This window comes from Caballeronia sp. AZ1_KS37, assembly GCF_023631165.1.
Classification (GTDB): Bacteria; Pseudomonadota; Gammaproteobacteria; order Burkholderiales; family Burkholderiaceae; genus Caballeronia; species Caballeronia zhejiangensis.
This window is the reverse complement of sequence record NZ_JALQDP010000041.1, coordinates 133,849-155,148: the sequence shown is the minus strand read 5'-3', so window position 1 is coordinate 155,148 and position 21,300 is coordinate 133,849. Positions and strand designations below refer to the sequence as shown.

The following is a 21,300-nucleotide window of genomic DNA, read 5'->3' as shown; positions in this document are numbered from 1 at the left end:
CCACGGCTTGTGTAAGCAATATGACCGGTCCGCGATACCATAGGCCGCGTATCGACAACAGGACGAAAAGAGCGTGATACAGCGTGACGATGCAAGCGGGGAACTTCGCAGACAGGCGCTTCTGCTCGCGATGGCGCTATCGCTCGGCAGCGCCATCGCGCTCGGGCTCGCGCGCTTCTCCTACGCGCTGCTGCTTCCGCCGATGCGGCTCGACCTCGCGTGGAACTTCGCCCAGGCTGGCGCGATGAATACGGCGAATGCGTTCGGCTACCTGCTCGGCGCACTCGCGTTCTCACGATTGTCGATGCGCGCGCCGTCGCGCACGCTGTTCGTCGCGGGCTGCGCGCTCACCGTCGTCCTGATGGCGGCGAGCGGCACGACGACCGATACCGACGCCCTGCTCGCGTTACGCGTCGCGACGGGAATCGGCAGCGCGCTCGTCTTCGTGAGCGGCGGCGTGCTGGCGGCACGGCTCGCATCGATGTCGCCGCGCGACGCCGGACTCGTCATCGGCTTGTATTACGGCGGCACGGGCTGGGGCATCGTGATCTCGTCGATACTCGTTCCGCTGACGGTCCTGCCGGTCGCGCACGGCTGGCGCGTCGCGTGGTTCGCGCTCGCCGCGGGTTGCGCGGCGTGTTCCGGCGCCGCCGTCTGGGCCGCGCGGCGTATCGAATCCGCGCAGCCTGTTTCGGCGACGCGTCAAGGTACGGACAGCGCCGCGGGCGCGCCGGTTCGGCGGCGGCGTTTCGCGCTCGCGCTCGCCGGATACGGGTGCTTCGGTATCGGCTATATCGGCTACATGACGTTCATCGTCGCCCTGCTTCGCAACGCAGGCATGAGCGCGGCGGTCGTGATCGGCTTTTATATCCTGCTGGGCGTGGCGACGGTCGTATCGGCGCGGACGTGGTCCGGGCTGCTCGATCGCATGCGCGGCGGTCAGGCGCTCGCGATCCTCAACGGACTGCTCGCCGCCGCAACGCTCATTCCCGCGATGTTCGCGCATCCGCTGGCGGCGTTCGTCTCGGGTACGTTGTTCGGCGCGACGTTTTTATCGGCGGTGGCATCGACGACGGCTTTCGTGCGGCACAATCTGCCGGCGAATCAGTGGCCGCGTGGGATCAACGCGTTCACGATCGTGTTCGCGCTGGGGCAGATCGTCGGTCCGGTCGTGATCGGACGGGTGTCGGACAGCGCCGGGCTCACTCGCGGACTCGTTTATTCGGCGCTCGTGCTGGCTGCCGGCGCGGTGCTCGCGGGCTGTCAGAAAACCTTGCTGAATAGACAGGATGCCTGAGAAATTCTCGACCCTTCGCGCAGATCAGATTCGGTTGCCCGCACGCGCCTTCTTCATCTTCGCGTAGACATGCGAGCAGAAGGCGTCGGCGACCACGCGATTGACGGTGAGAATGTTGTCGGCGCTCAGGCTCTCGCGTGAAACGCCCTGCTTCTCGATGAGCCGCTGTGGAATCAGCTGGCTCACGAACGAGTGACACAGTTCCTTGCGTGCCGGCGCATCGACGGATTCGAAGTACTCGCGGCCGGCGCGGATCTCCTCGCTCATCTTGGCTTTGGCCGTATCGTTCTGAACCTGAATGCTGGCTTCAAGATGCGCCTGCGCCGTATCGCGCGAACGGCGGTCCTTCTTGTCGTCCTCGAGTTGCTTCGCCTTGATCGACGCCATCTTCCGGTCCGCTTCGCCGATGCGGTAATTCCCTTCCAGGGCCTTGAACAGATAGCCGCGCGGGCTGACCGTCACCTTGCCTTCGTTGAGCTTGTATCGCGTGTATTCGATCGCCTGTTCGAGCCGCTCGTCGGTCCACACGTCGCGCCGCTTCGCGAGGCGCTCGAAGTCGGGGGTATCGAAAGCGAATTCGTTGTGCAGAAGCAGATACATCGAATCCTGAATGCCGGCGCGCGCCGCGTCGGCGCCCTGCTTCTTCGTGAAGCGGAAACGGATTTTCAGCTTGTCCGCCGGAACGCGATCGGCATTGGGCTCCCAGCTGACATCGAAATCGGAGACTTCGTTGAGCTGGTCGATGGCGGGCTCGAGGAACCGCTTCTTGAATTCCTTCACTTCCTTGCGCGATTCGCCGACCTTGCCGGGCCATTCGAGCACGTCTTCGAATGCGAACCACTCGGTCACACCGTGGCCTTCGCACGGAATGAGGCGGTCGTAAATCGCGCGGGCGAGCGAAAGCGAAAAAGCCGTCGATGCGCGCAGGCTCAGCCAATGCGCCTTGTACGGGCTGATCAGATATTTGATGACCCGCCCGGCAAGCAGGACGCACACGACGTTGCGCTCGATGTAGCAGTCACCCAGCAAACTGATGGTGCCCCACGAGTCCTTCTCGGTCAGTTCCTCGATCGACGGCGCGGTCATGATTTCGACGCGCGCCCGGGCCGCGGCTCGCATCTGCGCGATCAGATGACTGTGGTTGCGGCTGTCGTAGCGCATCAACCACTTGAAGTAGTTGACGTCGGCCGTGAACGTATAGACCTTGTCGTCGATGAGTTCTTCGGGCGCCTTCGTCGCAACGATGAAGTACGCCGCATCGAGCACGCGCCGCGCGGCGATGCCCAATCCGCCGACCCGCGTGAAGATGTTGTTGCGCAGGAAACCGATGTCCCTCGTCGACTCGCAGATCGCCGATCCCTGCGCGGACATGTCTTCGTAGATGTCCAGCGCCAACTGCTGCGGTGTGACAGTGAGGTCTTGGTTTTCCATGCTTCCGATTCGGCTTCGATCCCCGGCACTCTATCAGGCGAGCGAGGGGTGTCAACACAAAAACCACCCCGCTGCTGCTTCACGTTATCCGCACAAAAATCGCCCCGCTCGCTGAAGCGGATCACAATTTCCACCCCGGTCGCCACAATTTCCGCCTCGTGCGGCCCAATTTGCGGCGCTGTCCGCACAAAAAGCGCCCTAGGCGTCACAAAAAGCACCTCTATCCACAGGGTTGCGTGTTGATTTTTAAGGGAAATGGGTGGCGCTGTTTGTTGGTGGGTGGGTCTAGGTTTACAAAAAAACTGAACTGACATCGACTGAGTTTACGCTCGCTGCGGCGAATGAATTTCGTTAAGTCGTTGAATCTAATATAGAAAAGCGGATGAGAGCGAACCGCACAAAAACCGCCCCCGGGGTGGTTTTTGTGCGGACGCCGCAGTGATTTCACGATGCTTAGGATTCAACTCGTTCTTCGCCGTCTACTCAATTCACGGCACCGAGCGGCCTATTTAGAAAAGAACGAAAAATCAAGGGGTTGGATATACACCGCTGGCCGATCGGTTAAAACTCGACGCAATACAACCTTGTTTACGCGTATTCGTGTATTCTGCGCTTCGACGTCAATACTTGGAGAAAGCGCAGAATGGCAAACGTAGGCACGCTACCTATGGAAGACCGGAAGGTTACGCTCCGCGAAGTTGCTGAGTTCGCGGATAACCTGGAACCCTTCTCGGATAACCTTCGTGAACAGATTCTGGCGCCGCGTCCGCGTAAGCTCGCGCCCTTCTATACGATTAGCGAACTGGCCGAGATGTGCAATCTGACTCGGCAGCAGATTCAATATCTGGTCACGAAGGGCGAAGGCGGGCTTCCGACAGGCACGCTGAACGGCAGCGGCCGCAGCCGGACATTTACTCTGCCTGAAGTGCGCGTCTGGGTGAAGATGGCTTCCGATATCTACCAGACCCGGCTCGACGACAGCAACGGCACCTTCAGAGGCAAGGTGCTGACAACGGCTCAGTTGAAGGGCGGCTCCGCTAAAACCACAACGACGGTTTGCCTCGCACAGGCTCTGACGCTTCTTGGCCGCAAAGTATTGCTCATCGACCTCGATCCGCAAGCTTCGGCTTCGGAGTTGTGCGGTCTCTATGCCGAAAAGGAAATCTCCGGCGACGACACCGTGCTGCCCTATATCTACGATCAAAACGTAGAGGGCGGTCTCGGCGCGAGCGTGCAATCGACGTATTGGGATGGCCTCGACATCATCCCCGGCCATACATTCTTATATGGAGCGGAGTTCTTGCTGCCGGCTCGCCAGAAGACCATTCAGGGCTACCGATTCTGGGCGGTTTTGCGCGAGGGTCTCGAGCCATTGCGCTCGCAGTATGACTACATCCTGATCGATACGTCACCGTCGCTGTCGTATATGAATTTGAACGCGCTGCTCGCCGCCGACGCGCTCGTCATGCCGATGATTCCCGAGAATCTCGACTTCATTAGTTCGCTCGCGTTCTGGCGACTCTTCTCGGATGTTGCCGAAGACTTCCTTCCTTACGAGGAGGATAAGGTCTACGACTTCATCTCTATTTTGTTGTCGAAGGTGGATTACGGCAAGACGTCGTCCGCGCCGGTTGTTCGGCAATGGGCGCAAAGCGCATACGGGCGCTGGCTCGACCCGTTCGAGATTCCGGCCAGCTCGGTCATGAGCGGAGGCGCGCTTTCCTTCTCGACGGCACTCGACGTGGTCAGCACGCATTCAACGGCGAAGTCGCTTCAGCGAGTGCGGCAGCCCATGATGCAATATGCCAAATGGCTGGATGATATGTTCGTCAAATCGTGGAGGGAGTCGGCATGAGTAATAACATCCGAGAACAACTCATGGCCAAGACGGCCAACCTGCCGAAGCCCGCGGATTTCAAAGGCGAGAACAAAAAGGATAAGACCACTCGTGGCCCGCAGACGATGCCGGGAATCACGAGTGCGCTAGCTGCTGCACAGCTTCGGATCCAGGAACTCGAAGCCCGAGGTGTCGACACTGAAATCTCGGTCGATGCGATCGTGCCGAATCCATGGCAACCGCGTCGTCAATTCAACGAAGGCAAGCTTTCCGAGTTGGCGCGGTCGATCGGTGAGGTCGGGCTGTTGCAGGCGGTAACGGTTCGACGAGTCGGAGAATCGTTCCAACTCGTTGCGGGCGAACGACGCTGGCGCGCACATAAGCTGATCAACAAGGCGACTGTTCGCGCAGTTGTGATCGACTGCACGGATCAGGACATGGCGGCTTTGGCGTTGATGGAAAACGTGACGCGCGATGATCTGTCTGATTATGAAATCGCCATCGCGATTCGTCGTGCGGAAGCGGAATTTCCGAACCGAACGCGGCTCGCGGAAGCTATGGGCATTACTCGTAGCGACCTGTATCGGTTTCTTGCATATGATGCGCTCCCGGACTTCGTGAAGCGGGATCTGGATTTGAACCCGTCCGTGCTCGGAGCATCGTCGGCTCAGGATATCGCGAACGCACTGAAGAAGACGGGCGAACATGGACTCAAGGTGCTGCAAGAATTGTGGCCGATGGTGCTGTCGGGCGACCTGGTTCAGACGAAGGTTGCGCCGAGTTTGAATGCACAGGCCAGCCGTGGAGAATTGGCGACGGATGCCGGTGGGCGGAGCATCCTGAAGATCTTCGCCGGAAAGGTCCAAGCCGGGAGCATCACGAAGGATGTCAAGGGACTGACCTTCAAGTTCAAAGCCGGGGTAATGACAGAGGAGCAGGAAAGTCAACTTAGAGAACACATAGGGAAGATGTTCTCGATTCGGTCTGAGTGATTTTTTTGAACCCGCCTCGGCGGGTTTCTTTATGGGCGACAAACGAAGTTTCGCGTGACGAAATATCAAGGGCGAGAGTGGCATGTGTCCGAATTCGGACACATGTCCGGGTTCGAGCGCGTAGGCACGATGCGCGACCATTGTTGCCAACGACCTTGGTGTCCGAATTCGGACACATGTCCGGGTTCGACCACGTAGGCACGATGGGCGACCACTGTTTCCAACGACCTTGGTGTCCGGATTCGGACACATGTCCGGGTTCGACGGCGTAGGCAGGATACGAGACCATCGTTGCCAGCGACCTCAGTGTCCGAAACCGGACATGTATGGCCGGCCTGCCCGCCGTGGGCTGCAGGCGAGGGTTTCGCTAACGGGCCTCGATCGCATGACGGAGCGCACCAGCCGAAAAATGCCTTCCGCTCCGACAGCGCGACCGTAACGAGCGATCCGAATCCGGGAAGACGCGAGGCTGCTCAGCCGTCTTCGAGACTCGAGGCCACCGGTCACTTCGCTTCTCACCAGCGGAAGCGGTTGCACGCTGAGTGTCCGAATTCGGACACTCAGTGGGAGACGAGAACATCAAAACTCACGCAGTGAGTACATCGATTGGACAGCATGCGACGACGAATCTCCGGCAACCGGTACGCGTGGAGGAATGCTCTGCCCGCGCCTGTGCTCCTCGCGTCGATCGCGAACACCGCCATCTTCATTCACACCCAAGCCGACGGACCGCAACCTTCTGCTTGCGACCGCGGAAAGCGGAAGTGCTCGACGGCACTCGAAAATGAAAAACGCTGAGTACGTCCCTGTCTCGCCCAATGAGGCGCGCCGACGCCGTTACCGCTGCTAAACCTGCAACCCGCGTTGGCGCCTGATTGCCATTAGCTGAAGTGAATGGCGAAGGTCGAGGAGGAGTGGTGATTCTTTATCGTTGCCGCCAGAGACAAGAGCGGACCATGCGACGCTATCCAAACTGGTCCATTCGCCACGCCATCCCTTGTATTTAGCGTGCATGGATAACGAATATCCGCGGACTGACTCAACGGTGGCTCAGGACCATCGCAAGGCGAACAAAATCGGTGCTCGGGTGCGGCCGGCCGATCATTCGTGACTAGCCAAAGACCAATGCGCCAACGTGACGGGTATCGAAACCTCTACTCGTGCGTGGAACAAAGCTGACCACAATAGCATTCAAAAAACCAATTAAAAATCAATTGGTTATATAAACAAACTCAACTTGTTTCACGAAAAGAGGTCCACCGAACAGTCCGACTCATCGCGAAGCAGCCCGGTCGCCAAATCTGAGCGCCCGAAAGACACCCGCAACTCGCCGTCCGTATCAAACACTACATAATCCGTAAAGTTCAAGTCGTCGACCATTGAAAATCACCATAATCCGACCGAGCCAAATCACGCGATACGTTATATCATTTCGCCGTTCACAGCGATGCGCCGCCTCCATGCCCGGACCGCGCCGACCAAACGAAACGTTATAACATCACATCCAGCGACCGTGTTCAGTCCAAACCCAACATCAATGCCCGCCCGCGCCCTCAACGTCCTGCCTTGGACGGCGCTCCTAATCACAACTGCGGCCAGCGCCCAATCTCAACCGATAAACGACACATCGCTCCAACCGATCTTCGTAACCGCGAACCCGCTAGGCTCAAACGCTTTGGCATCCCCGACAAGCGTCCTCGACGGCACTGCCCTCACACTGCGACGCGCCGACTCCCTCGGCGAAACCCTGAACGGACTGCCCGGAGTCTCGACGACAACCTACGGTCCGATGGTCGGAAGGCCGATCATCCGCGGCATGGACGGCGACAGAATCCGCTTACTGCAGAACGGCGTCGCGGCTTACGACGCATCGTCGCTGTCCTACGACCACGCCGTGCCGCAAGAATCGCTCTCAGTCGAACGGGTGGAAATCGTGCGTGGGCCGGCGGCGTTGCTCTACGGCGGGAACGCGATCGGCGGAGTAGTGAATACGATCGACAACCGCATCCCGCGCGACCCGATCAAAGGCGTGTCGGGACAAGTCGATGCCAGCTACGGCGGCGCCAACGATGCCCGCGCTGGCGCCGCCCAAGTCGAAGGCGGAAATGGCCGATTCGCCTTCCACGTCGATGCCTTCGATCGCGAGACGAGTAACGAGCGCATCCCCGGATTCGCGCACTCGGATGGTCAACGCGCGCTCGACGGCCCCGATGTCGCGCAACCCTACGGCAGCATCCCGAACAGTGACGGCCGCTGGCACGGCGGCGCCGTCGGCTCGTCCTACACGTGGACGGACGGTTACGCGGGCATCAGCTACAACGGATACGAGGCGAACTATGGCTCGGTCGCCGAGGACGATGTGCGTCTTCGCATGCATCAGGATCACATCGCGGCGTCGTCGGAGATACGCGATCTGCAAGGCCCCTTCAGCCGGTTGAAGCTCGACTTCGCCTACACCGACTACGAGCACAAGGAGATCGACGACGGCGAGACCGGCACGATTTTCCGCAATCACGGATACGAGGCGCGCATCGAGGCGCGGCACCGGAAGATCGGTCCGCTCGATGGCGCGATCGGCGTGCAACTCGGCCAGAACACGTTCTCCGCGCTCGGCGATGAAGCGCTCGTGCCGACATCGCAGACGACGAACGCGGCGCTTTTCGGTCTGGAAGAGTGGACGGTCACGGATGCGCTGAAGTTGAGCATCGGCGCACGCTACGAACACGTGAACATCGATCCGACGTCGGGTGGAAACGAAAAATTCGCCGATTCCCCGAAGCGCGATTTCAACGCAGGCAGCGTCTCGGCCGGCGCGCTGTTCAAGCTGAACTCGGCGTGGAGCCTCGCCGGCAATGTCGCGTACACGGAACGCGCGCCCACGTACTACGAGCTTTACTCGAACGGTCCGCACGATGCGACCGGCCAATATCTGATCGGCAACCCTGACGCGCAAAAAGAAAAAGCGATCTCGACCGATTTGTCGATGCGCTTCGCGCGCGGCGCGAACAAGGCGAGCGCGGGCGTCTTCTACAGCCGCTTTCGCAACTATCTGACGGAATTCAACACCGGCCGGCTCGTCAACGACGACGATGAACCCGTCGCGCCCGGCACCGACGATGCGCTCAACGAAGCCGTCTATCGCGGCGTGCGCGCGGAGTTCTACGGCGTCGAACTGGACGGAACCTGGCGCGTCTTCGACAAGGGCGCGCAACGTCTCGATGTCGAAATCGTCGCGGACTACACGCACGCGCGCAACATCGATACCGGCGAGGCATTGCCACGCATCTCGCCGCTGCGCGCGACGCTCGCGCTCGACTACGCGTATGGGCCGTACGGCGCGAGAACCGAACTGGTTCACGCGTGGGCGCAGCATCGCGTGCCGGAAAACGAACTGCCGACCGCGAGCTACACCACGCTCGGCGTCATCCTGACGTACAAATTTCGCGTCGGCGCGACGAACTGGCTCGCCTTTCTGCGCGGCCAGAACCTAACTAATCAGGAAGTGCGCTACGCGAGCTCGGTCGTGCGGGACATCGCGCCGGAAGGCGGCCGCAGCGTGATGATCGGCTTGCGTACCGCCTTTTGACGGCGAACGCGAGCGTCAAACGCGCGCCGACTTGCGGGCTTGCGTCGACTGATACGGCTCGCCGGCCTTGAAGCGTTCGAGCCGTTCGCTCGCAACCGACAAGGCCGCGAGCGACGCGCGCCGCAACTGATGATCGTAGAGCGACACGATCGCCGCGATCCGCTCGAAGTCCTCGGGCGCGAGGATCCACGAACCGGACGTGCGTCCGATGTCGAAGACGGCGGCCATCGACTGATCCGCGAGCAGCAGTTCTTCGTGCGAGAAATCGCCGTGTCCCGCTTCGGCTAGGAACTTGGCGAGATAAATCGCCTCGGTGACATGCTGCGCCGGCGCGACGTCCGACGAACCCGAGCGCAACGCCGTCAGCGACATATGCGCCACGAGTGCGAGCTCGTCCGCCACTGCGCGCGGGATGGGAAGCAGCTGCGCTTTGCTGAGCCGCGCGCGCGTCGCTTGCGGCGAGCGCTGAAAAGGAATAGTGCGTGACATGCGAGGACCGATGAACGTTGACCTTTTCAGGTTAACGTTCATCGATCGTCGAATCTGAAGGGTGCCGGGCGCGTTCCTGTTCAAAATGTTCGACGACGGCGATCGCGCGCTCGCATTGATCGGCGTCCAGCGTGTGGATGCTGCATTTCTCCGGCTCGACGCCGATCGCCTGCGCGAGCCACTTCATGCCCTTGGAGCGCGCCTCGAAAACATTGCAGCCGTCGCGCCGGACCTTCGCCTGCACGAGCGGTTCGAGAACGGCGTGCAGTTTCACTTTGAGATCGCGCAGGCGGGCATCGGCGAGACGGCCGAGCGGGACATTACGCGTGCTGCGTGGAAAGATGCCGATCCACGCCTGACAATCGGCGCACAACCAGAGCGGGCCGTGGTCTTCGCGATACGGATAGGCCTCGTCGCCCGCGCGCGTCAGGGTCGCGGGCGCGCCGCAGTAATCGCAATTCGGATGAGGCAGAGGTTTGACAGGTCGGCCGACACGCATCGTCGAAAATCCCGGGCGGGAAATCCAATATAGCAAAACCGTGCATCGTCTTCGAAACGCCACGCGATTGAAAGCTCGATGCATGCCGCGATATCGCAATCTGCTTAAGCAAGCGCGTTCGCGCAGATGCTGCCATGCGCGCCGGCCAAGGAAACCGCGGATCGGGAATTTACTTTTCCGATCCGCGGTATAGGGTAGGAGTGCGTGCTACCCGCCACGCGCTTTCGGGGCTTACAAGCCCCATCCTCAAGTTCCATCAGAAGCCCGGAAGGCGCGGCGTTTCGCGCTCGAAACCGGGTCCCAGCATGCGTGCCCGCGAGTTCGTCGCAGGCTTGCAGTCCTCAATCGGTTTCTTGACTCAAGAAGGTGATGGCGATGAGAGCAACTCTTCTATTGGCCGCATCGGCCGCAAGCGTCTTCGCGATGAGCGCCGTCGCGCAAACGCAGAACATGCAGATGGCGCCGGCCCAAGGCAGCACCGCGCAGCAGAATGCGCAAGACGGCAGCACGGCAACGAACGATTCCAGCTATGGCGGAGCGATGTCGACGAGCAAGTCCGGCAGCGCATCGCGCGATGCCTGGACGGGCAGCACGATGCAACTCTGCACGCCGGGCCTGAGCTGCAACATCTATAGCGGCCAGTAGCAATGTGCCGAAGGCGGCGGGGACGCCTTCGACGAATTCGATCCTCGTTCCATTTCGCAGTCCCCCAATGGCGGGGCTGAATCCCTCCCGATGCATGGTTTTTCCAGACGATCGTTCGGTCGATAGTTGAGCCCATCAAAAGACGGCCGCTCATCGGCCCCGCGTGGCGATGCTTCCACACGACAGACTCTTGTCCGCAGCGAAATCAAATAGTCAGCCACGCGGATCTCCGGGCTTCACATTCGTCGAGGCCACGTTCGTTCTCTATGCATAAGCCCATCTGGACAGCCGCGACCGCGCGGCCCGTAAGGAGGTACCCGAAATGAGATCCCAACAGACAAAGCGTGCGACGTTCCTCGCGATCACGATGCTCACGTGCGCCAGCACCTTCGCCGCGACTGCCGCGACCGACGCCGATCCGCTCGCGTTCACGGTTCAGACGCCAACGGGCGGAACGTCACGCCTCATTTACGCCGATGACGACGGCTGGCGCCTCGACGATCGCGATGCGAATCTGAAGCCGACGGAAGCGCGCATCACGCAGGCGTCGACGGAACCGCAAAAGGAAGCGTCGGCGGGCGAGCGGCCGATGACCGTGTTCATCGACGGTCCAACGGGCTTCACTTACGTATGGATACGCGATCAGGGATGGAAGTACGTCGGCCGAATCTCAGGACGCAATCATTGATTCGCGCAGCGCTTGCCGGCATCGTCGGCGTTTGGCTGGTCGCCCATGCTCACGCAGCGGCCGCAGCCGACAACTCGCTGATCGATGCATGGCGGGCCGTGCGCGTCGCCGACTGCGCGCGCTGCCATGGCAAGGATCTTGAAGGACTCGCCGCGCCGTCGATCGTCGGCTTTGCGCGCACGCAGAGCCGCGAGCGCTTCATCGCCGCGATTCTCGACGGCAATCCGCCGTTGGGTATGCCGGCCTATCGCGGCAACGCGCTGATCGAGAATCACATCGACGCGATCTATCGCTACTTCGCGGCGCGCGCCGACGGCAGCATTGCGGCAGGCGCGGTGCCGGCGCGTGAGTCAGACGAGTCAGCTGACGCACCTACACTTAAACAGCGCGCTATCACTCCAGGCGCGAACGGAGGTTGATCGTGAACTCCCCTCAATCCGCCGGCGACGGCGCCGGCTGGACCGACAAGCTCGATGACGCCGCCACGCTCGCGATGCTCGTTACGGCGATCGGCGCGCAGCAGACGAAGCTGGCCGCGAGCAAACACACGGGGCTGAACGGACAGGTCGATCGAGCGCAACATCAGAAGTCATTGCTCGGCGCTTTCGTACTGATTCGGATAGCTGATGATATTCCGGATGCCGCGCGATTTGGCCCCTTCGCGAAGCACCCGGCGACGTATCGCGCCGCATGCCGCATCTCCAACGGACAGCCGTGTCCGCAGCCGGACACGTCGCCGGACGTTCGCGGCATCGCGCTCAAGTTCTTCACGGAAGAGGGCGCCGAAACCGATCTGCTGATGACCAACGAAGGCGGTCGCTCACATGCGCGCGACGCCGCTCAGTTCATGGCGGTCGCCGATATCATCGTCGCGTTGCTTGCGGAAGGCACGGTGAGCGGGATCGCGCAGGGCTTGCGCGAGATGATGATGGCAAGACTCGGGCCCGTCGAGGGCGCGCGCATTCTGGCGATCCTTTTCAAGGAAACCAGAGTGCATCACGTCGACAGCCTGGCGACGGAGCATTACTGGGGATCGGTCGTGCAACTGGGGCAGGCGGCGATCAAGTATTCGCTGCATCCGCATCCGTCGACGTCCTCGGGGACGAACGCCGAGCGTCATGGCGACAACTATCTGCGCGCCGATATCTGCAATCGTCTGGAGCAAGGTCCGGTCAAGTGGCAACTCGGCGTGCAATTCTTCGTCGATGAACAAACGACGCCCGTCAACGATGCATCCATCGCGTGGAAGTCGGATGTAGTGACCATCGGCGAACTCGAAATCGATGCACCGCCATCCGTCGACGACGAAGCACGTATCGAACGGCTCGCGTTCAATCCGGCCAACGGCTTCGCGCCGCTCGGCATCACGCACGCACGCAAGGATGTCTACGCGGCGAGCGCCGCGAATCGCGAGGAGCGAGGCGTGCTGTCGAGCGAGGAAGCGAGAGCGTTGCTGGCCGCACGCTAGCGGACGAGCGTCGCGCGGCTGCGCAAGATCGCACGTCGCGCGTCGTTTTTCTCCGATAATGATGCCCATTTCAGCAGCGAGCGCTCGCGCCGGGCGCTGCATCGATATCGGAGTCCGCCATGCATCTTGCCGGCATGATCCTTCCGATCTTTGCCATCATTCTCACCGGATGGGTGGCGCGCGTGTCGGGCTACATGCCGCATGCGCTCGCGCCTTCCCTGATGCGCTTCGCTTATTACGTCGCGATGCCCGCGCTGGTCTTTCTGACCATCGCCGACGAGTCGCTTCGCTCGCTGCTCGAATGGCGCTTTCTCGCGGCGTTCGGCGGCGGCTCGATGATCTGCTTCGCCGCCGTGTTGCTCGTCGCGCGCATCGTGCGCGGCGCGAGTCTCGCATCCGCTGCGATGCTCGCCGCTGCCGTCGCGATGACCAACACCGGCTTCGTCGCACTGCCGATCCTGAAGACGCTCTACGGCAAGCCCGGCGTGCTCGCGGCGGCGGTCGCGACGGTGTTCGTCGGCGCGATCATGTTTCCTGTGCTTGTCGTGCTGGTCGAGATCGGCCGGATGGATGCATCGCGCAAGATCGATGTCACCGCGCTCGTTCGGCAGATCGCGACCAATCCCGTCATTCTCGCGACGATTTGCGGACTGCTGTGGTCCGTCGTCGGACTGACGCTGCCGGTTCCTGTCGCATCGTTTCTCACGATACTCGGCGAAGCACTGACGCCATGCGCGCTCTTCGCGATCGGTCTCGATCTCACGCTCGACGAGTTGCGCGGACGCGTCAATCTCTACGCGCTGTTGACCGCGCTCAAGCTCGCGATCGTGCCGCTCGTCGTGTACGCGCTGTGCCTCGCGACAAGACTCGGTCACGACGCGACCATCGCCGCGGTCGTGTGCGCCGCCGTGCCGACCGCGAAAAGCGCATACGTGCTTGCTTCGGAATACGACGTCGAGAAGGGCGTGGTCGGCGCGGTCATCTCGATGACCACGCTCTTTTCGATCGTCACCTTGCTCGCGTGGCTCTACGTGCTCTAGTTGCGATCACACGTCGCCGAGTTCTTCGTCGACGTTGCGCTCTTCGTCATCGGGCGGCGAAATGCCGAGTGCCTTGTCCCATTGCGGCTCGCTCAGATAGCGCTCGCGCAGGAAGTCGACGAACGCTTTCACCTTGGTCGTCGAACGATGCGAAGTCGGATACACCGCGGACAGCCACAACGGCGGCGCAGCGTAATCGGGCAGCACGCGCACGAGACGGCGTTCGAGCAGATCGCTGGCGGCGACCATCGTCGGCAGATAGACGACGCCCGCGCCCGCGCGCGCGAACTCGAGCAGCAGATGCACGCTATTGGTTTTAAGCACCGCGTTGAGCGCGATCTCATAGCACTCGTTGCCCTTCATGAGCGGCCAGTTGTCGCCCCACGGATAGTGCGCGTAACGCGCGAAATCGTGACGCAGCAAATCGAGCGGCGTCTCGATCGCAGGCTCTTCCTTGAGATACGCGGGCGTCGCGCACAATACGCCGCGCACCGGAAAGAGCTTGCGCTCGACGAGCAGGTTCGACGCGGGCGGATAAATCTGCAGAGCGAGATCGAAGCCTTCCTGCACGGGATCGATCACGCGATCGTTCACCGTCACGACGAACTCGATGCGCGGATGCGCCTCGCGAAACGCGATCAGCGCCTGCGAAAAGTGTCCGAGCGCGAAGCCGGGCAAGACATGAACGTTGAGCGTGCCACAGAGCGATTGCGTTTCGGGAATCGCGCGTCCCGACAGCTCGTTCACTTTCGACACGAGCAGCAGGCAATCCTGATAGTAGGATTCGCCGACTTCCGAAAGCCGCACGGCACGCGTCGAGCGATGAAACAGCGCGACGCCGAAGTGCTCCTCGAGTTGCTTCACACGCGACGTGACAACCGATTTCGCCACGCCGAGCTGCCGCGCCGCGCTCGCGAAACTCTGCGCTTCGGCTGCGCGAACGAAGGCCTCCATCGACATGAAGAGGTCCATGCTTCCTCCTGGCTTATCCCGCGGCTTTTCTATAGCGCAGTGGCGTGGTTCCGAGCCGTTTCGAAAAGAGCGCCGTCATGTGTTGCTGCGACGAAAATCCGCACGCGGCGGCGATATCGACAAGCGGCGCATCGTCCGCGCGCAACATGCGCGCAGCGGCGCCGATGCGCTTCTCCAGCACATAGCGATAGAGCGAATAACCGGTACGCGCCTTCACGCCATCGAAGACCGCGCGCACGGGCAGATCGAGCTCGGCGGCGATATCCGCGCAGGACAGGTTCTGATCGATGTTGTCGGCGACATAAGCTGCGAGCGTTGCGAATGTAGCGTCCGTCAGCGCCGATTTACGTTCGCGCGCGGCGCGTTCGAGATGACGCGTCGTCTCGATCCACGCGAGCGTAGCGACGCACTGCAGTTCCCACGGATCGATCTTGCCCGATCCGTCATGCGCTTTCTGACGCACATAGCGCACGAGATGACGGATCGGATCGGCGTCGAGATTGCTGCGGCTGCCCGCGCGACGCAACGGTTCCGCGTTGCGATCGGCGATGCGGTCCACGAACCCATCGGCATATCGAAACGCGATGAAGCCATGCTGCACATCGTGCGCGTCGATACGCATGCTGCCGCCGCGCGGATGATACGCGGCCGTTTCCGCGCGAAACGTGAAGGGCGCGGCGGGGCCGTCGTCGTAGCGCGTATCGGAGACGATCGTGCCGAGCAGCAGGCAGATCATGTCTGACGAATTGCTCAATTCCAGCGAATAAGGTCGCGGGCCCGAGATGCAGTATTCGAGTCCCGGAACGCCCGCGAGCTTGCTGAAGCGGTCGATGCGAGCGGGCGCTGCAATGGCGCTCATCGTTACGTCTCCTTTTCTCGCGGCTTTCGATGCCGCTGTCCACGCGAGTATAGATGCGAGCGCAAAGCTCTTGCACGCGCGATGGGTCGCCGTTTGCGAACGCCACGTGCGTGCTTTGTGCGTGGTGTAAACCCGCATCCGCCGGAATCTGTAATTTCCGAAACCTGAAAGACCGATACGCCGCGCCTTCGTAACGTTCGCTCATACGACACGAACGACCGGAGACGACGATGCAAATGCGGCACCCGAAATCAAAGATACGACGACGTCACGCATGGGCGCTCGCCATGCTTGGCGCAACCTGCACGATGGCCCACGCGTCGGGCATTCCCTTCGCGACGGACCGTCCGCAAACGTGGCAGTTCAGCAGCGACTTCGAAGGCACTTATGATTCCTTCGGCCAGAACCTCGAATGGAATCACGACAGCCGCGCATTCGATTCACACGGCAATCAGGTCGCGGGTCCGGGCACGAACACCTTCGTCGGGCTATCGACGTTCATCCACTACTGGAAAGTGCCGTCGCTGCCGCATGTCGGCTTCAACGCGAGCATCACGGTGCCCGCGATCCGCACGCAGGGCTCGCAATTCTCGGCAAGCGGCATTGGCGATCCGCTCGTCGGCGGGCTCGTCTGGTACAACCCCGCGCCCGCGACGACGCTCGGCTTTCAGACCTATGTACAAGTGCCCGTCGGGCAGAACGCGGTATCGACGAATACGTGGTCGTTCTGGCCGTCAGTCTTCTATGACGACTGGTACGGACACCTGAACGTAGACCTCCTGCTCGGCGGCATTCTGCGCGGACGCACGCTGCGCTCGGGTCAGGACGATCTGAGCCCGGGCAACACGTTCCATCTGAATTTGCGTGTCGGCTACAGCATCTCGCCGCCCGACAACCCCTTCGCGATTCCTTTCGTCGGCCTCGACTATCAGACGAGCGGGGGCACCTTCAATCAGACGGCGGGGATGCCGCTTTCCAACAGCGCGAGCCGCGAAACGACCGTGGGACTCGGCGTGCTGTTCCAGTTCAAACCGAATAGCCTGCCGTTCCTGCACCAGAAGATGTACGACCAGCTTTCGATCCAATACCAACACTCGGTTTCGGGCCGCAACACCACGCTCACCAACGGAATTCTCGTGCAGGCGTGGCACTACTGGTGAGCACATTCAAACGATGGAGACAAACATGAGTGAGACGAACAAGCTTTCTGCCGCATCGCGGCGCAGCTTCATCAAGGCCGCTGGCGCAGGAACGGCGGCGGCGGCGTTCGGCGCGGTGTCGCTCACGGCGCGCGCGGCGAGCGATGTCAAGTTCGACGCGGAGTATGACGTGGTCGTGTGCGGCGGCGGTGGCGGCGGATTGCCGTGCGCGCTGTTCTCGCGCTGGCTGGGAAACCGCGTCGTGATTCTCGAGAAGGCAGGCAGCGTCGGCGGCACGGCCGCGAAGGCCGCGTTCTGGTACTGGGTGCCGAACAACGAGCCGATGCGCCGCGCGGGCATCGCCGATCCGAAGCCTGATTACATGCGCTATGTCGCGCGTCTGTCGCGGCCCGAGCAATACGATCCGTCGTTGCCGAAGCTCGGTCTGTCCGACTGGGAGTTCGAGATGTGCGAGGCGATCTACGACAGCGCATCGCCGGCGGCGGAGTTGCTCGCGAGCAAGGGCGCGCTGCCGTATCGGCATGAAGGCGCGGTGCCGGATTACTGGGCCGAGTTGCCCGAAGACAAGGCGCCGCGCGGCCGCGTGCTGTTTCCTAAAGACGGCTTGCCGAGCATGTCGGACGGCGGCCGCGTCGCGATCCGCACGATGAGCGCGGCAGCACGCCGAGACGGCATCGACATCAAGACGGGTTATCGCGTGCAGAAAGTGCTCGTCGATGAAACGGGCGCGGTGATCGGCGTCGAATCGCTGACGGAAGAGGGCACGCTCTTTCGCGTGCGCGCAAAGAAGGCGGTGATCTTCGCGACCGGCGGCTTCACGCACGATCCCGAGTTGCGCAAGAACTTCCTGCACGGCGCGGTGTATGGCGGTTGTGCAGCGCCAACCAACGAAGGCGATTTCGTGCGGATTTCCAGCGCGCTCGACGTGCAGTTGCGCAACATGAACTACTCGTGGATGGCGCCGATCTCGCTCGACAAGGCCATCGCGAAGGATGGCTCGCTGTCCGGCATCTTCACGCCGACGGGCGATTCGATGCTCTACGTGAACAAGTACGGCAAGCGCGTCGTGAACGAGAAGCTCGCATACAACGAGGTCTGTGCGGCGTTCTCCGAATGGGACGGCGCGAAGGGCGAGTATCCGAATCTCACGCTCGTTTCCATCTGGGATCAGCAGGCGCAGGAGCATTGCGCAAGCGATGACTACGGCAGCCTCATCGTTCCCAAGGGATCGAACGACCGGCACGTACTGCGCGGCAACACGCTTGCGGAACTGGCGGGCGCGATTCGCGAACGCATGGCGAAGTACCAGAGCGCGCTCGGTAGCGCCACGTTGAGCGACGACTTCGTGCGCAGTCTCGACGCGACGATCAAGCGTTTCAACGGCTTCGCGAAGACGGGCGTGGATCAGGACTTCCATCGCGGCGAGCGCGTCGTCGAGAAGCTTTTCAACGGACCCGTATCGAAGAAAGCCGATCAGAAGAACGAGACGATGTATCCGCTCTCGGCCAAAGGACCGTATTACGCGGCGCTCATCGTCGCAGGCAATCTCGATACCAAAGGCGGTCCGAAGACCAATTCGCATGCGCAAGTGCTCGATACGCGCGGCGAGCCGATCAAGGGTTTGTACGGCGTGGGCAATTGCGTGGCGTCGGCGTCCGCGCGTGCTTACTGGGCGGGCGGCGGCACGCTCGGACCGATCATCGCGTTCGCGTATCGCGCGGCGCAATCAGCCAATGGAGGTCAATCATGATTCGGATGGCTAACTTAATTACGATATTCGCGCTCGCCAGTTCTGCGGCACATGCGCAGCAGGACAGCGTCGCGATCGGCAAGAAACTCACGACGAACAACTGCGCCGTGTGCCACACCTTCGGCAAGGGCGAACCCAACGGACAAGGGCCGAATCTCTTCGGCATCGTCGGCAAGCCGATGGCATCGGAGCCCGGATTCAAGTATTCGGCGGGCATGAAGGCGGCCGCGTCGGGCAAGGTCTGGGACGACAAGCTGCTCGACGCGTGGCTCACCGACACGCAAGCCGTCGCGCCCGGCAACGCGATGACCTATTTCGAAGGCGACGAAGCACGGCGGCAAAAAATCATCGCGTATCTGCGCACGCTGCATTGAATCCGACATCAGGAGACTAAAGCATGAACCCCATCACCATGAGCGACGAACAGCGCAAGACCATCGCGCTCGAATATCTGCGCAGGCTCGATCGCGGCGCAGCATTCTTCGATCTCTTCGACGATCACGCCGAAGTCTATTTCCCCAAATGGGGCATCGCGACAGGCCGCGCGGCCTTTGAACAACTCTTCGCGGACCTCGGCTCGATCGTCGCGAAGTTCAAGCACGATCTCGCGTATCTGAACGTGATCCAGCAGGGCGATACGGTGGTCATCGAAGGCACGAGTTACGGCACGACGCAAAGCGGCGTCGACTGGCGCGCGGGCGTCACGCACGCGGGCCGCTGGATCGATGTCTTCGAGATCCGCGACTTCAAGATCCAGCGCTGCTTCATCTATCTCGACCCGGATTACGAAAGCGCGGACACGCAGCGCTATCCGTGGCTCGCGGATAAAAACGCGCAAAAGTAAGTACTTTCCCTAGGGCTGCGATCGAGCACGCATCGTTCGGCAAACGCGAACCTCGATTCATTGCCTCGCAGCGCTCGCCGCCCTAATCTTGATTCCAGCGCGACACCGCGAACGTGACCGCGGACATGGAGACAGACATGCAACAGACCCGACTCGGCAGCCTCGATAACTATCGCAAAGGCAATATCGAAATCATCAAGGGACAGGCATCGCATTACGTGATGTCCAACGTGTTCGACGTGGCGAGCCAATCCGCGCCGTACGAAAAAGTGGTCGTCGGCAAGAACCTCAAGTACGTGATCGAAACGCTGCGCGCGGAAGGCGTGTCGGCGTGGTTCACGGCATCGCACGATGAATTCGTCGTCGCGCTCGATGGCGAGATCGACGTGCACTTCATCAAGCCTTCAGATGGCGCGCTCGTAAGCGCCGATATCGAAGGCTCGGTGAAACTCGAAGGCGAACCCTCAGGCCAGAAGATGGGCTTCGTGCGCTTGCGTCGCGGACATCAGGCGCTGCTGCCTGCGGGCGCGGCGTATCGCTTCGAAGCGAGAAAGACCGGCGTGCTGCTCGTGCAGACGATTGCCGGCGCGGAATCGGTCGAGAAATGGGCCGACATCTGCATCCAGTAACGCCGCCGCGAACTCTCATCTTTCGGAGCAAAAACATCATGGATCAAGCCATTTTTCTGCAAAGCGTCGTCGCCACCGACCCCGATGCGTCCACCGGCTATCGCACGTTCAAGCTCGGCGAGTTCGAGTTCAGCCGCGACGCGTATTTCGTCACCGTGAAGTGGCCGGCAGAAGGACAGACGCGCTCGCATCAGATGCACGCCGACGACTTCCTGCGCGCGATGATGCGCGACGTCGCGTGGGGTTTCTTCTACGGCTGGGTCAATTTCGATGAAGTGATCGGCACGCGCAATCACTACGGCAAGGTCGACATGTATGCCGGCGCGTACAACGCGAGCTTCCGCGAAGCGGGCGTCGATTACACGCAGCAATTCGAAACGCCGATCATCATGGCGACGTTCAAGGCAATCCTGAAGGACTGGGTGAACGAAGGCTTCGATCCGTTCGCGGCTCCCGAGGAAACCGGCTCGGCATTCGGCGCCAAGCACGGCGACAACATCGCGGCGATCGACCGCACGCGCATCGCGACGAAGCGCATGCCGGGCCTCGAAGGCGATTCGCCGTTGCGCGACGACTTCCCGGTGAATCGCCAGTTCGCGGATGTATCGCAAGACGAGCCGGAGATTCACGCGGAGCCTGAATTCGAAGGGCAATTGCACGCGTTCAGCCTCTTCAAGTATCTGTCGCGTTCGGACGTGACGTGGAATCCATCGGTCACGTCCGTGTGCAAGCAAAGCCTCTTTTGCCCGACGACCGAGGAATTCGTGCTGCCGGTTTTTCACGGCAACGATCGCGTCGAGTGGTTCCTGCAACTGTCGGATCAGATCATCTGGGATGTGGCCGACAAGGACACCGGCGAGCCGCGCGCGCGCATCACGATGAACGCCGGCGATATCGCCGCGATGCCCGCCGACATCCGCCACAAGGGTTATTCGCAGAAACGCTCGATGCTTCTCGTCTGGGAGAACGCGACGCCCGATCTGCCGAGGCGCTACGAAAGCGGCGAACTGCCGCCGTATCCGGTCGCGTTCTAAGCCGCCTACGGTTTCCCTTCGACAAGAACGATGCCTTGAAAAAGGCGTCGCGGGGAACGCTTCGTCTTCAATCTTCGACA

20 protein-coding genes are annotated in these 21,300 nt (G+C 61.4%); 15 read left to right on the top strand and 5 right to left on the bottom strand.

Going from position 1 to position 21,300, the window contains the following annotated elements; genetic code table 11:
* Positions 1-130: 130 nt before the first annotated feature.
* Positions 131-1,297, top strand: coding sequence for a YbfB/YjiJ family MFS transporter (locus tag NCS00_RS28785; RefSeq protein ID WP_250441631.1), 1,167 nt, complete (start codon positions 131-133; stop codon positions 1,295-1,297).
* Between the two features lie 24 nt (positions 1,298-1,321).
* On the opposite strand, the gene NCS00_RS28780 is transcribed toward NCS00_RS28785, so the two are convergent.
* Complete coding sequence (locus NCS00_RS28780) at positions 1,322-2,728, bottom strand: replication initiation protein (protein WP_008346150.1); 1,407 nt, start codon at positions 2,726-2,728, stop codon at positions 1,322-1,324.
* Positions 2,729-3,371: 643 nt separating this feature from the next.
* Between NCS00_RS28780 and NCS00_RS28775 the strand changes: the two genes are divergently transcribed.
* The 3 genes from NCS00_RS28775 to NCS00_RS28765 all read left to right on the top strand — a co-directional run bounded on the left by NCS00_RS28775 (position 3,372) and on the right by NCS00_RS28765 (position 9,143).
* Positions 3,372-4,583 carry a ParA family protein gene (locus tag NCS00_RS28775; RefSeq protein ID WP_033536892.1) on the top strand — a complete coding sequence of 404 codons (1,212 nt, stop codon included), beginning with the start codon at positions 3,372-3,374 and terminating at the stop codon, positions 4,581-4,583.
* Entirely contained in the window at positions 4,580-5,557 is a 978-nt protein-coding gene (locus NCS00_RS28770; protein ID WP_250441628.1) for a ParB/RepB/Spo0J family partition protein, read from the top strand. Before NCS00_RS28775 ends, NCS00_RS28770 begins: the two co-directional genes overlap by 4 nt.
* Positions 5,558-7,094: 1,537 nt before the next feature.
* Entirely contained in the window at positions 7,095-9,143 is a 2,049-nt protein-coding gene (locus NCS00_RS28765) for a TonB-dependent receptor (RefSeq protein ID WP_250441627.1), read from the top strand.
* A gap of 15 nt (positions 9,144-9,158) precedes the next feature.
* On the opposite strand, the gene NCS00_RS28760 is transcribed toward NCS00_RS28765, so the two are convergent.
* Both NCS00_RS28760 and NCS00_RS28755 read right to left on the bottom strand, forming a co-directional pair.
* The gene (locus NCS00_RS28760; protein ID WP_008346145.1) at positions 9,159-9,632 is read right to left on the bottom strand and encodes a hypothetical protein; all 474 of its coding nucleotides are present in this window, start codon (positions 9,630-9,632) and stop codon (positions 9,159-9,161) included.
* Between the two features lie 31 nt (positions 9,633-9,663).
* The gene (locus tag NCS00_RS28755) at positions 9,664-10,131 is read right to left on the bottom strand and encodes a zinc-finger-containing protein (protein ID WP_175980297.1); all 468 of its coding nucleotides are present in this window, start codon (positions 10,129-10,131) and stop codon (positions 9,664-9,666) included.
* A gap of 375 nt (positions 10,132-10,506) precedes the next feature.
* Between NCS00_RS28755 and NCS00_RS28750 the strand changes: the two genes are divergently transcribed.
* The 5 genes from NCS00_RS28750 to NCS00_RS28730 all read left to right on the top strand — a co-directional run bounded on the left by NCS00_RS28750 (position 10,507) and on the right by NCS00_RS28730 (position 13,972).
* Complete coding sequence (locus NCS00_RS28750) at positions 10,507-10,776, top strand: hypothetical protein (protein WP_239295284.1); 270 nt, start codon at positions 10,507-10,509, stop codon at positions 10,774-10,776.
* Between the two features lie 322 nt (positions 10,777-11,098).
* The gene (locus tag NCS00_RS28745; RefSeq protein WP_250441626.1) at positions 11,099-11,464 is read left to right on the top strand and encodes a hypothetical protein; all 366 of its coding nucleotides are present in this window, start codon (positions 11,099-11,101) and stop codon (positions 11,462-11,464) included.
* Positions 11,461-11,883 (top strand): c-type cytochrome, encoded by a 423-nt coding sequence (locus tag NCS00_RS28740; protein ID WP_250437533.1) that lies wholly within the window; start codon positions 11,461-11,463, stop codon positions 11,881-11,883. The genes NCS00_RS28745 and NCS00_RS28740 overlap by 4 nt, the downstream gene beginning before the upstream one ends.
* Before the next feature lie 2 nt (positions 11,884-11,885).
* The gene (locus NCS00_RS28735; protein ID WP_250441625.1) at positions 11,886-12,932 is read left to right on the top strand and encodes a catalase; all 1,047 of its coding nucleotides are present in this window, start codon (positions 11,886-11,888) and stop codon (positions 12,930-12,932) included.
* A 119-nt stretch (positions 12,933-13,051) separates the two neighbouring features.
* Positions 13,052-13,972, top strand: coding sequence for an AEC family transporter (locus tag NCS00_RS28730; RefSeq protein WP_008346134.1), 921 nt, complete (start codon positions 13,052-13,054; stop codon positions 13,970-13,972).
* 6 nt (positions 13,973-13,978) lie between these two features.
* Here NCS00_RS28730 and NCS00_RS28725 read toward each other — a convergent pair whose 3' ends face one another.
* Both NCS00_RS28725 and NCS00_RS28720 read right to left on the bottom strand, forming a co-directional pair.
* A complete protein-coding gene (locus NCS00_RS28725) occupies positions 13,979-14,944 on the bottom strand; it encodes a LysR family transcriptional regulator (protein ID WP_008346131.1) in 966 nt (321 codons plus the stop codon).
* Positions 14,945-14,957: 13 nt separating this feature from the next.
* Positions 14,958-15,803: a helix-turn-helix domain-containing protein gene (locus tag NCS00_RS28720; RefSeq protein WP_250441624.1), complete on the bottom strand. Its 846-nt coding sequence runs from the start codon at positions 15,801-15,803 to the stop codon at positions 14,958-14,960.
* Positions 15,804-16,090: 287 nt separating this feature from the next.
* Between NCS00_RS28720 and NCS00_RS28715 the strand changes: the two genes are divergently transcribed.
* The 6 genes from NCS00_RS28715 (at position 16,091) to NCS00_RS28690 (ending at position 21,220) form a co-directional block, all read left to right on the top strand.
* Entirely contained in the window at positions 16,091-16,963 is an 873-nt protein-coding gene (locus tag NCS00_RS28715; protein WP_033536889.1) for a transporter, read from the top strand.
* 25 nt (positions 16,964-16,988) lie between these two features.
* The gene (locus NCS00_RS28710) at positions 16,989-18,713 is read left to right on the top strand and encodes an FAD-dependent oxidoreductase (RefSeq protein ID WP_250441623.1); all 1,725 of its coding nucleotides are present in this window, start codon (positions 16,989-16,991) and stop codon (positions 18,711-18,713) included.
* A 5-nt stretch (positions 18,714-18,718) separates the two neighbouring features.
* A complete protein-coding gene (locus NCS00_RS28705) occupies positions 18,719-19,087 on the top strand; it encodes a c-type cytochrome (protein WP_250441622.1) in 369 nt (122 codons plus the stop codon).
* 23 nt (positions 19,088-19,110) lie between these two features.
* Positions 19,111-19,557: a nuclear transport factor 2 family protein gene (locus NCS00_RS28700; RefSeq protein WP_008346123.1), complete on the top strand. Its 447-nt coding sequence runs from the start codon at positions 19,111-19,113 to the stop codon at positions 19,555-19,557.
* 137 nt (positions 19,558-19,694) lie between these two features.
* Complete coding sequence (locus NCS00_RS28695) at positions 19,695-20,186, top strand: cupin domain-containing protein (protein ID WP_033536925.1); 492 nt, start codon at positions 19,695-19,697, stop codon at positions 20,184-20,186.
* A 38-nt stretch (positions 20,187-20,224) separates the two neighbouring features.
* Positions 20,225-21,220: a hypothetical protein gene (locus tag NCS00_RS28690; RefSeq protein WP_033536888.1), complete on the top strand. Its 996-nt coding sequence runs from the start codon at positions 20,225-20,227 to the stop codon at positions 21,218-21,220.
* Positions 21,221-21,300 lie beyond the last annotated feature (80 nt).

What these genes read in the sequence shown, in the direction of transcription:
- NCS00_RS28780 (WP_008346150.1), bottom strand. Translation starts at nt 2,728, where the DNA reads ATGGAAAACCAAGACCTCACTGTCACACCGCAGCAGTTGGCGCTGGAC.
- NCS00_RS28715 (WP_033536889.1), top strand. Translation starts at nt 16,091, where the DNA reads ATGCTTGGCGCAACCTGCACGATGGCCCACGCGTCGGGCATTCCCTTC.
- NCS00_RS28760 (WP_008346145.1), bottom strand. Translation starts at nt 9,632, where the DNA reads ATGTCACGCACTATTCCTTTTCAGCGCTCGCCGCAAGCGACGCGCGCG.
- NCS00_RS28770 (WP_250441628.1), top strand. Translation starts at nt 4,580, where the DNA reads ATGAGTAATAACATCCGAGAACAACTCATGGCCAAGACGGCCAACCTG.
- NCS00_RS28785 (WP_250441631.1), top strand. Translation starts at nt 131, where the DNA reads ATGGCGCTATCGCTCGGCAGCGCCATCGCGCTCGGGCTCGCGCGCTTC.
- NCS00_RS28750 (WP_239295284.1), top strand. Translation starts at nt 10,507, where the DNA reads ATGAGAGCAACTCTTCTATTGGCCGCATCGGCCGCAAGCGTCTTCGCG.
- NCS00_RS28730 (WP_008346134.1), top strand. Translation starts at nt 13,052, where the DNA reads ATGCATCTTGCCGGCATGATCCTTCCGATCTTTGCCATCATTCTCACC.
- NCS00_RS28755 (WP_175980297.1), bottom strand. Translation starts at nt 10,131, where the DNA reads ATGCGTGTCGGCCGACCTGTCAAACCTCTGCCTCATCCGAATTGCGAT.
- NCS00_RS28745 (WP_250441626.1), top strand. Translation starts at nt 11,099, where the DNA reads ATGAGATCCCAACAGACAAAGCGTGCGACGTTCCTCGCGATCACGATG.
- NCS00_RS28725 (WP_008346131.1), bottom strand. Translation starts at nt 14,944, where the DNA reads ATGGACCTCTTCATGTCGATGGAGGCCTTCGTTCGCGCAGCCGAAGCG.
- NCS00_RS28710 (WP_250441623.1), top strand. Translation starts at nt 16,989, where the DNA reads ATGAGTGAGACGAACAAGCTTTCTGCCGCATCGCGGCGCAGCTTCATC.
- NCS00_RS28690 (WP_033536888.1), top strand. Translation starts at nt 20,225, where the DNA reads ATGGATCAAGCCATTTTTCTGCAAAGCGTCGTCGCCACCGACCCCGAT.
- NCS00_RS28705 (WP_250441622.1), top strand. Translation starts at nt 18,719, where the DNA reads ATGGCTAACTTAATTACGATATTCGCGCTCGCCAGTTCTGCGGCACAT.
- NCS00_RS28720 (WP_250441624.1), bottom strand. Translation starts at nt 15,803, where the DNA reads ATGAGCGCCATTGCAGCGCCCGCTCGCATCGACCGCTTCAGCAAGCTC.
- NCS00_RS28700 (WP_008346123.1), top strand. Translation starts at nt 19,111, where the DNA reads ATGAACCCCATCACCATGAGCGACGAACAGCGCAAGACCATCGCGCTC.
- NCS00_RS28695 (WP_033536925.1), top strand. Translation starts at nt 19,695, where the DNA reads ATGCAACAGACCCGACTCGGCAGCCTCGATAACTATCGCAAAGGCAAT.
- NCS00_RS28775 (WP_033536892.1), top strand. Translation starts at nt 3,372, where the DNA reads ATGGCAAACGTAGGCACGCTACCTATGGAAGACCGGAAGGTTACGCTC.
- NCS00_RS28765 (WP_250441627.1), top strand. Translation starts at nt 7,095, where the DNA reads ATGCCCGCCCGCGCCCTCAACGTCCTGCCTTGGACGGCGCTCCTAATC.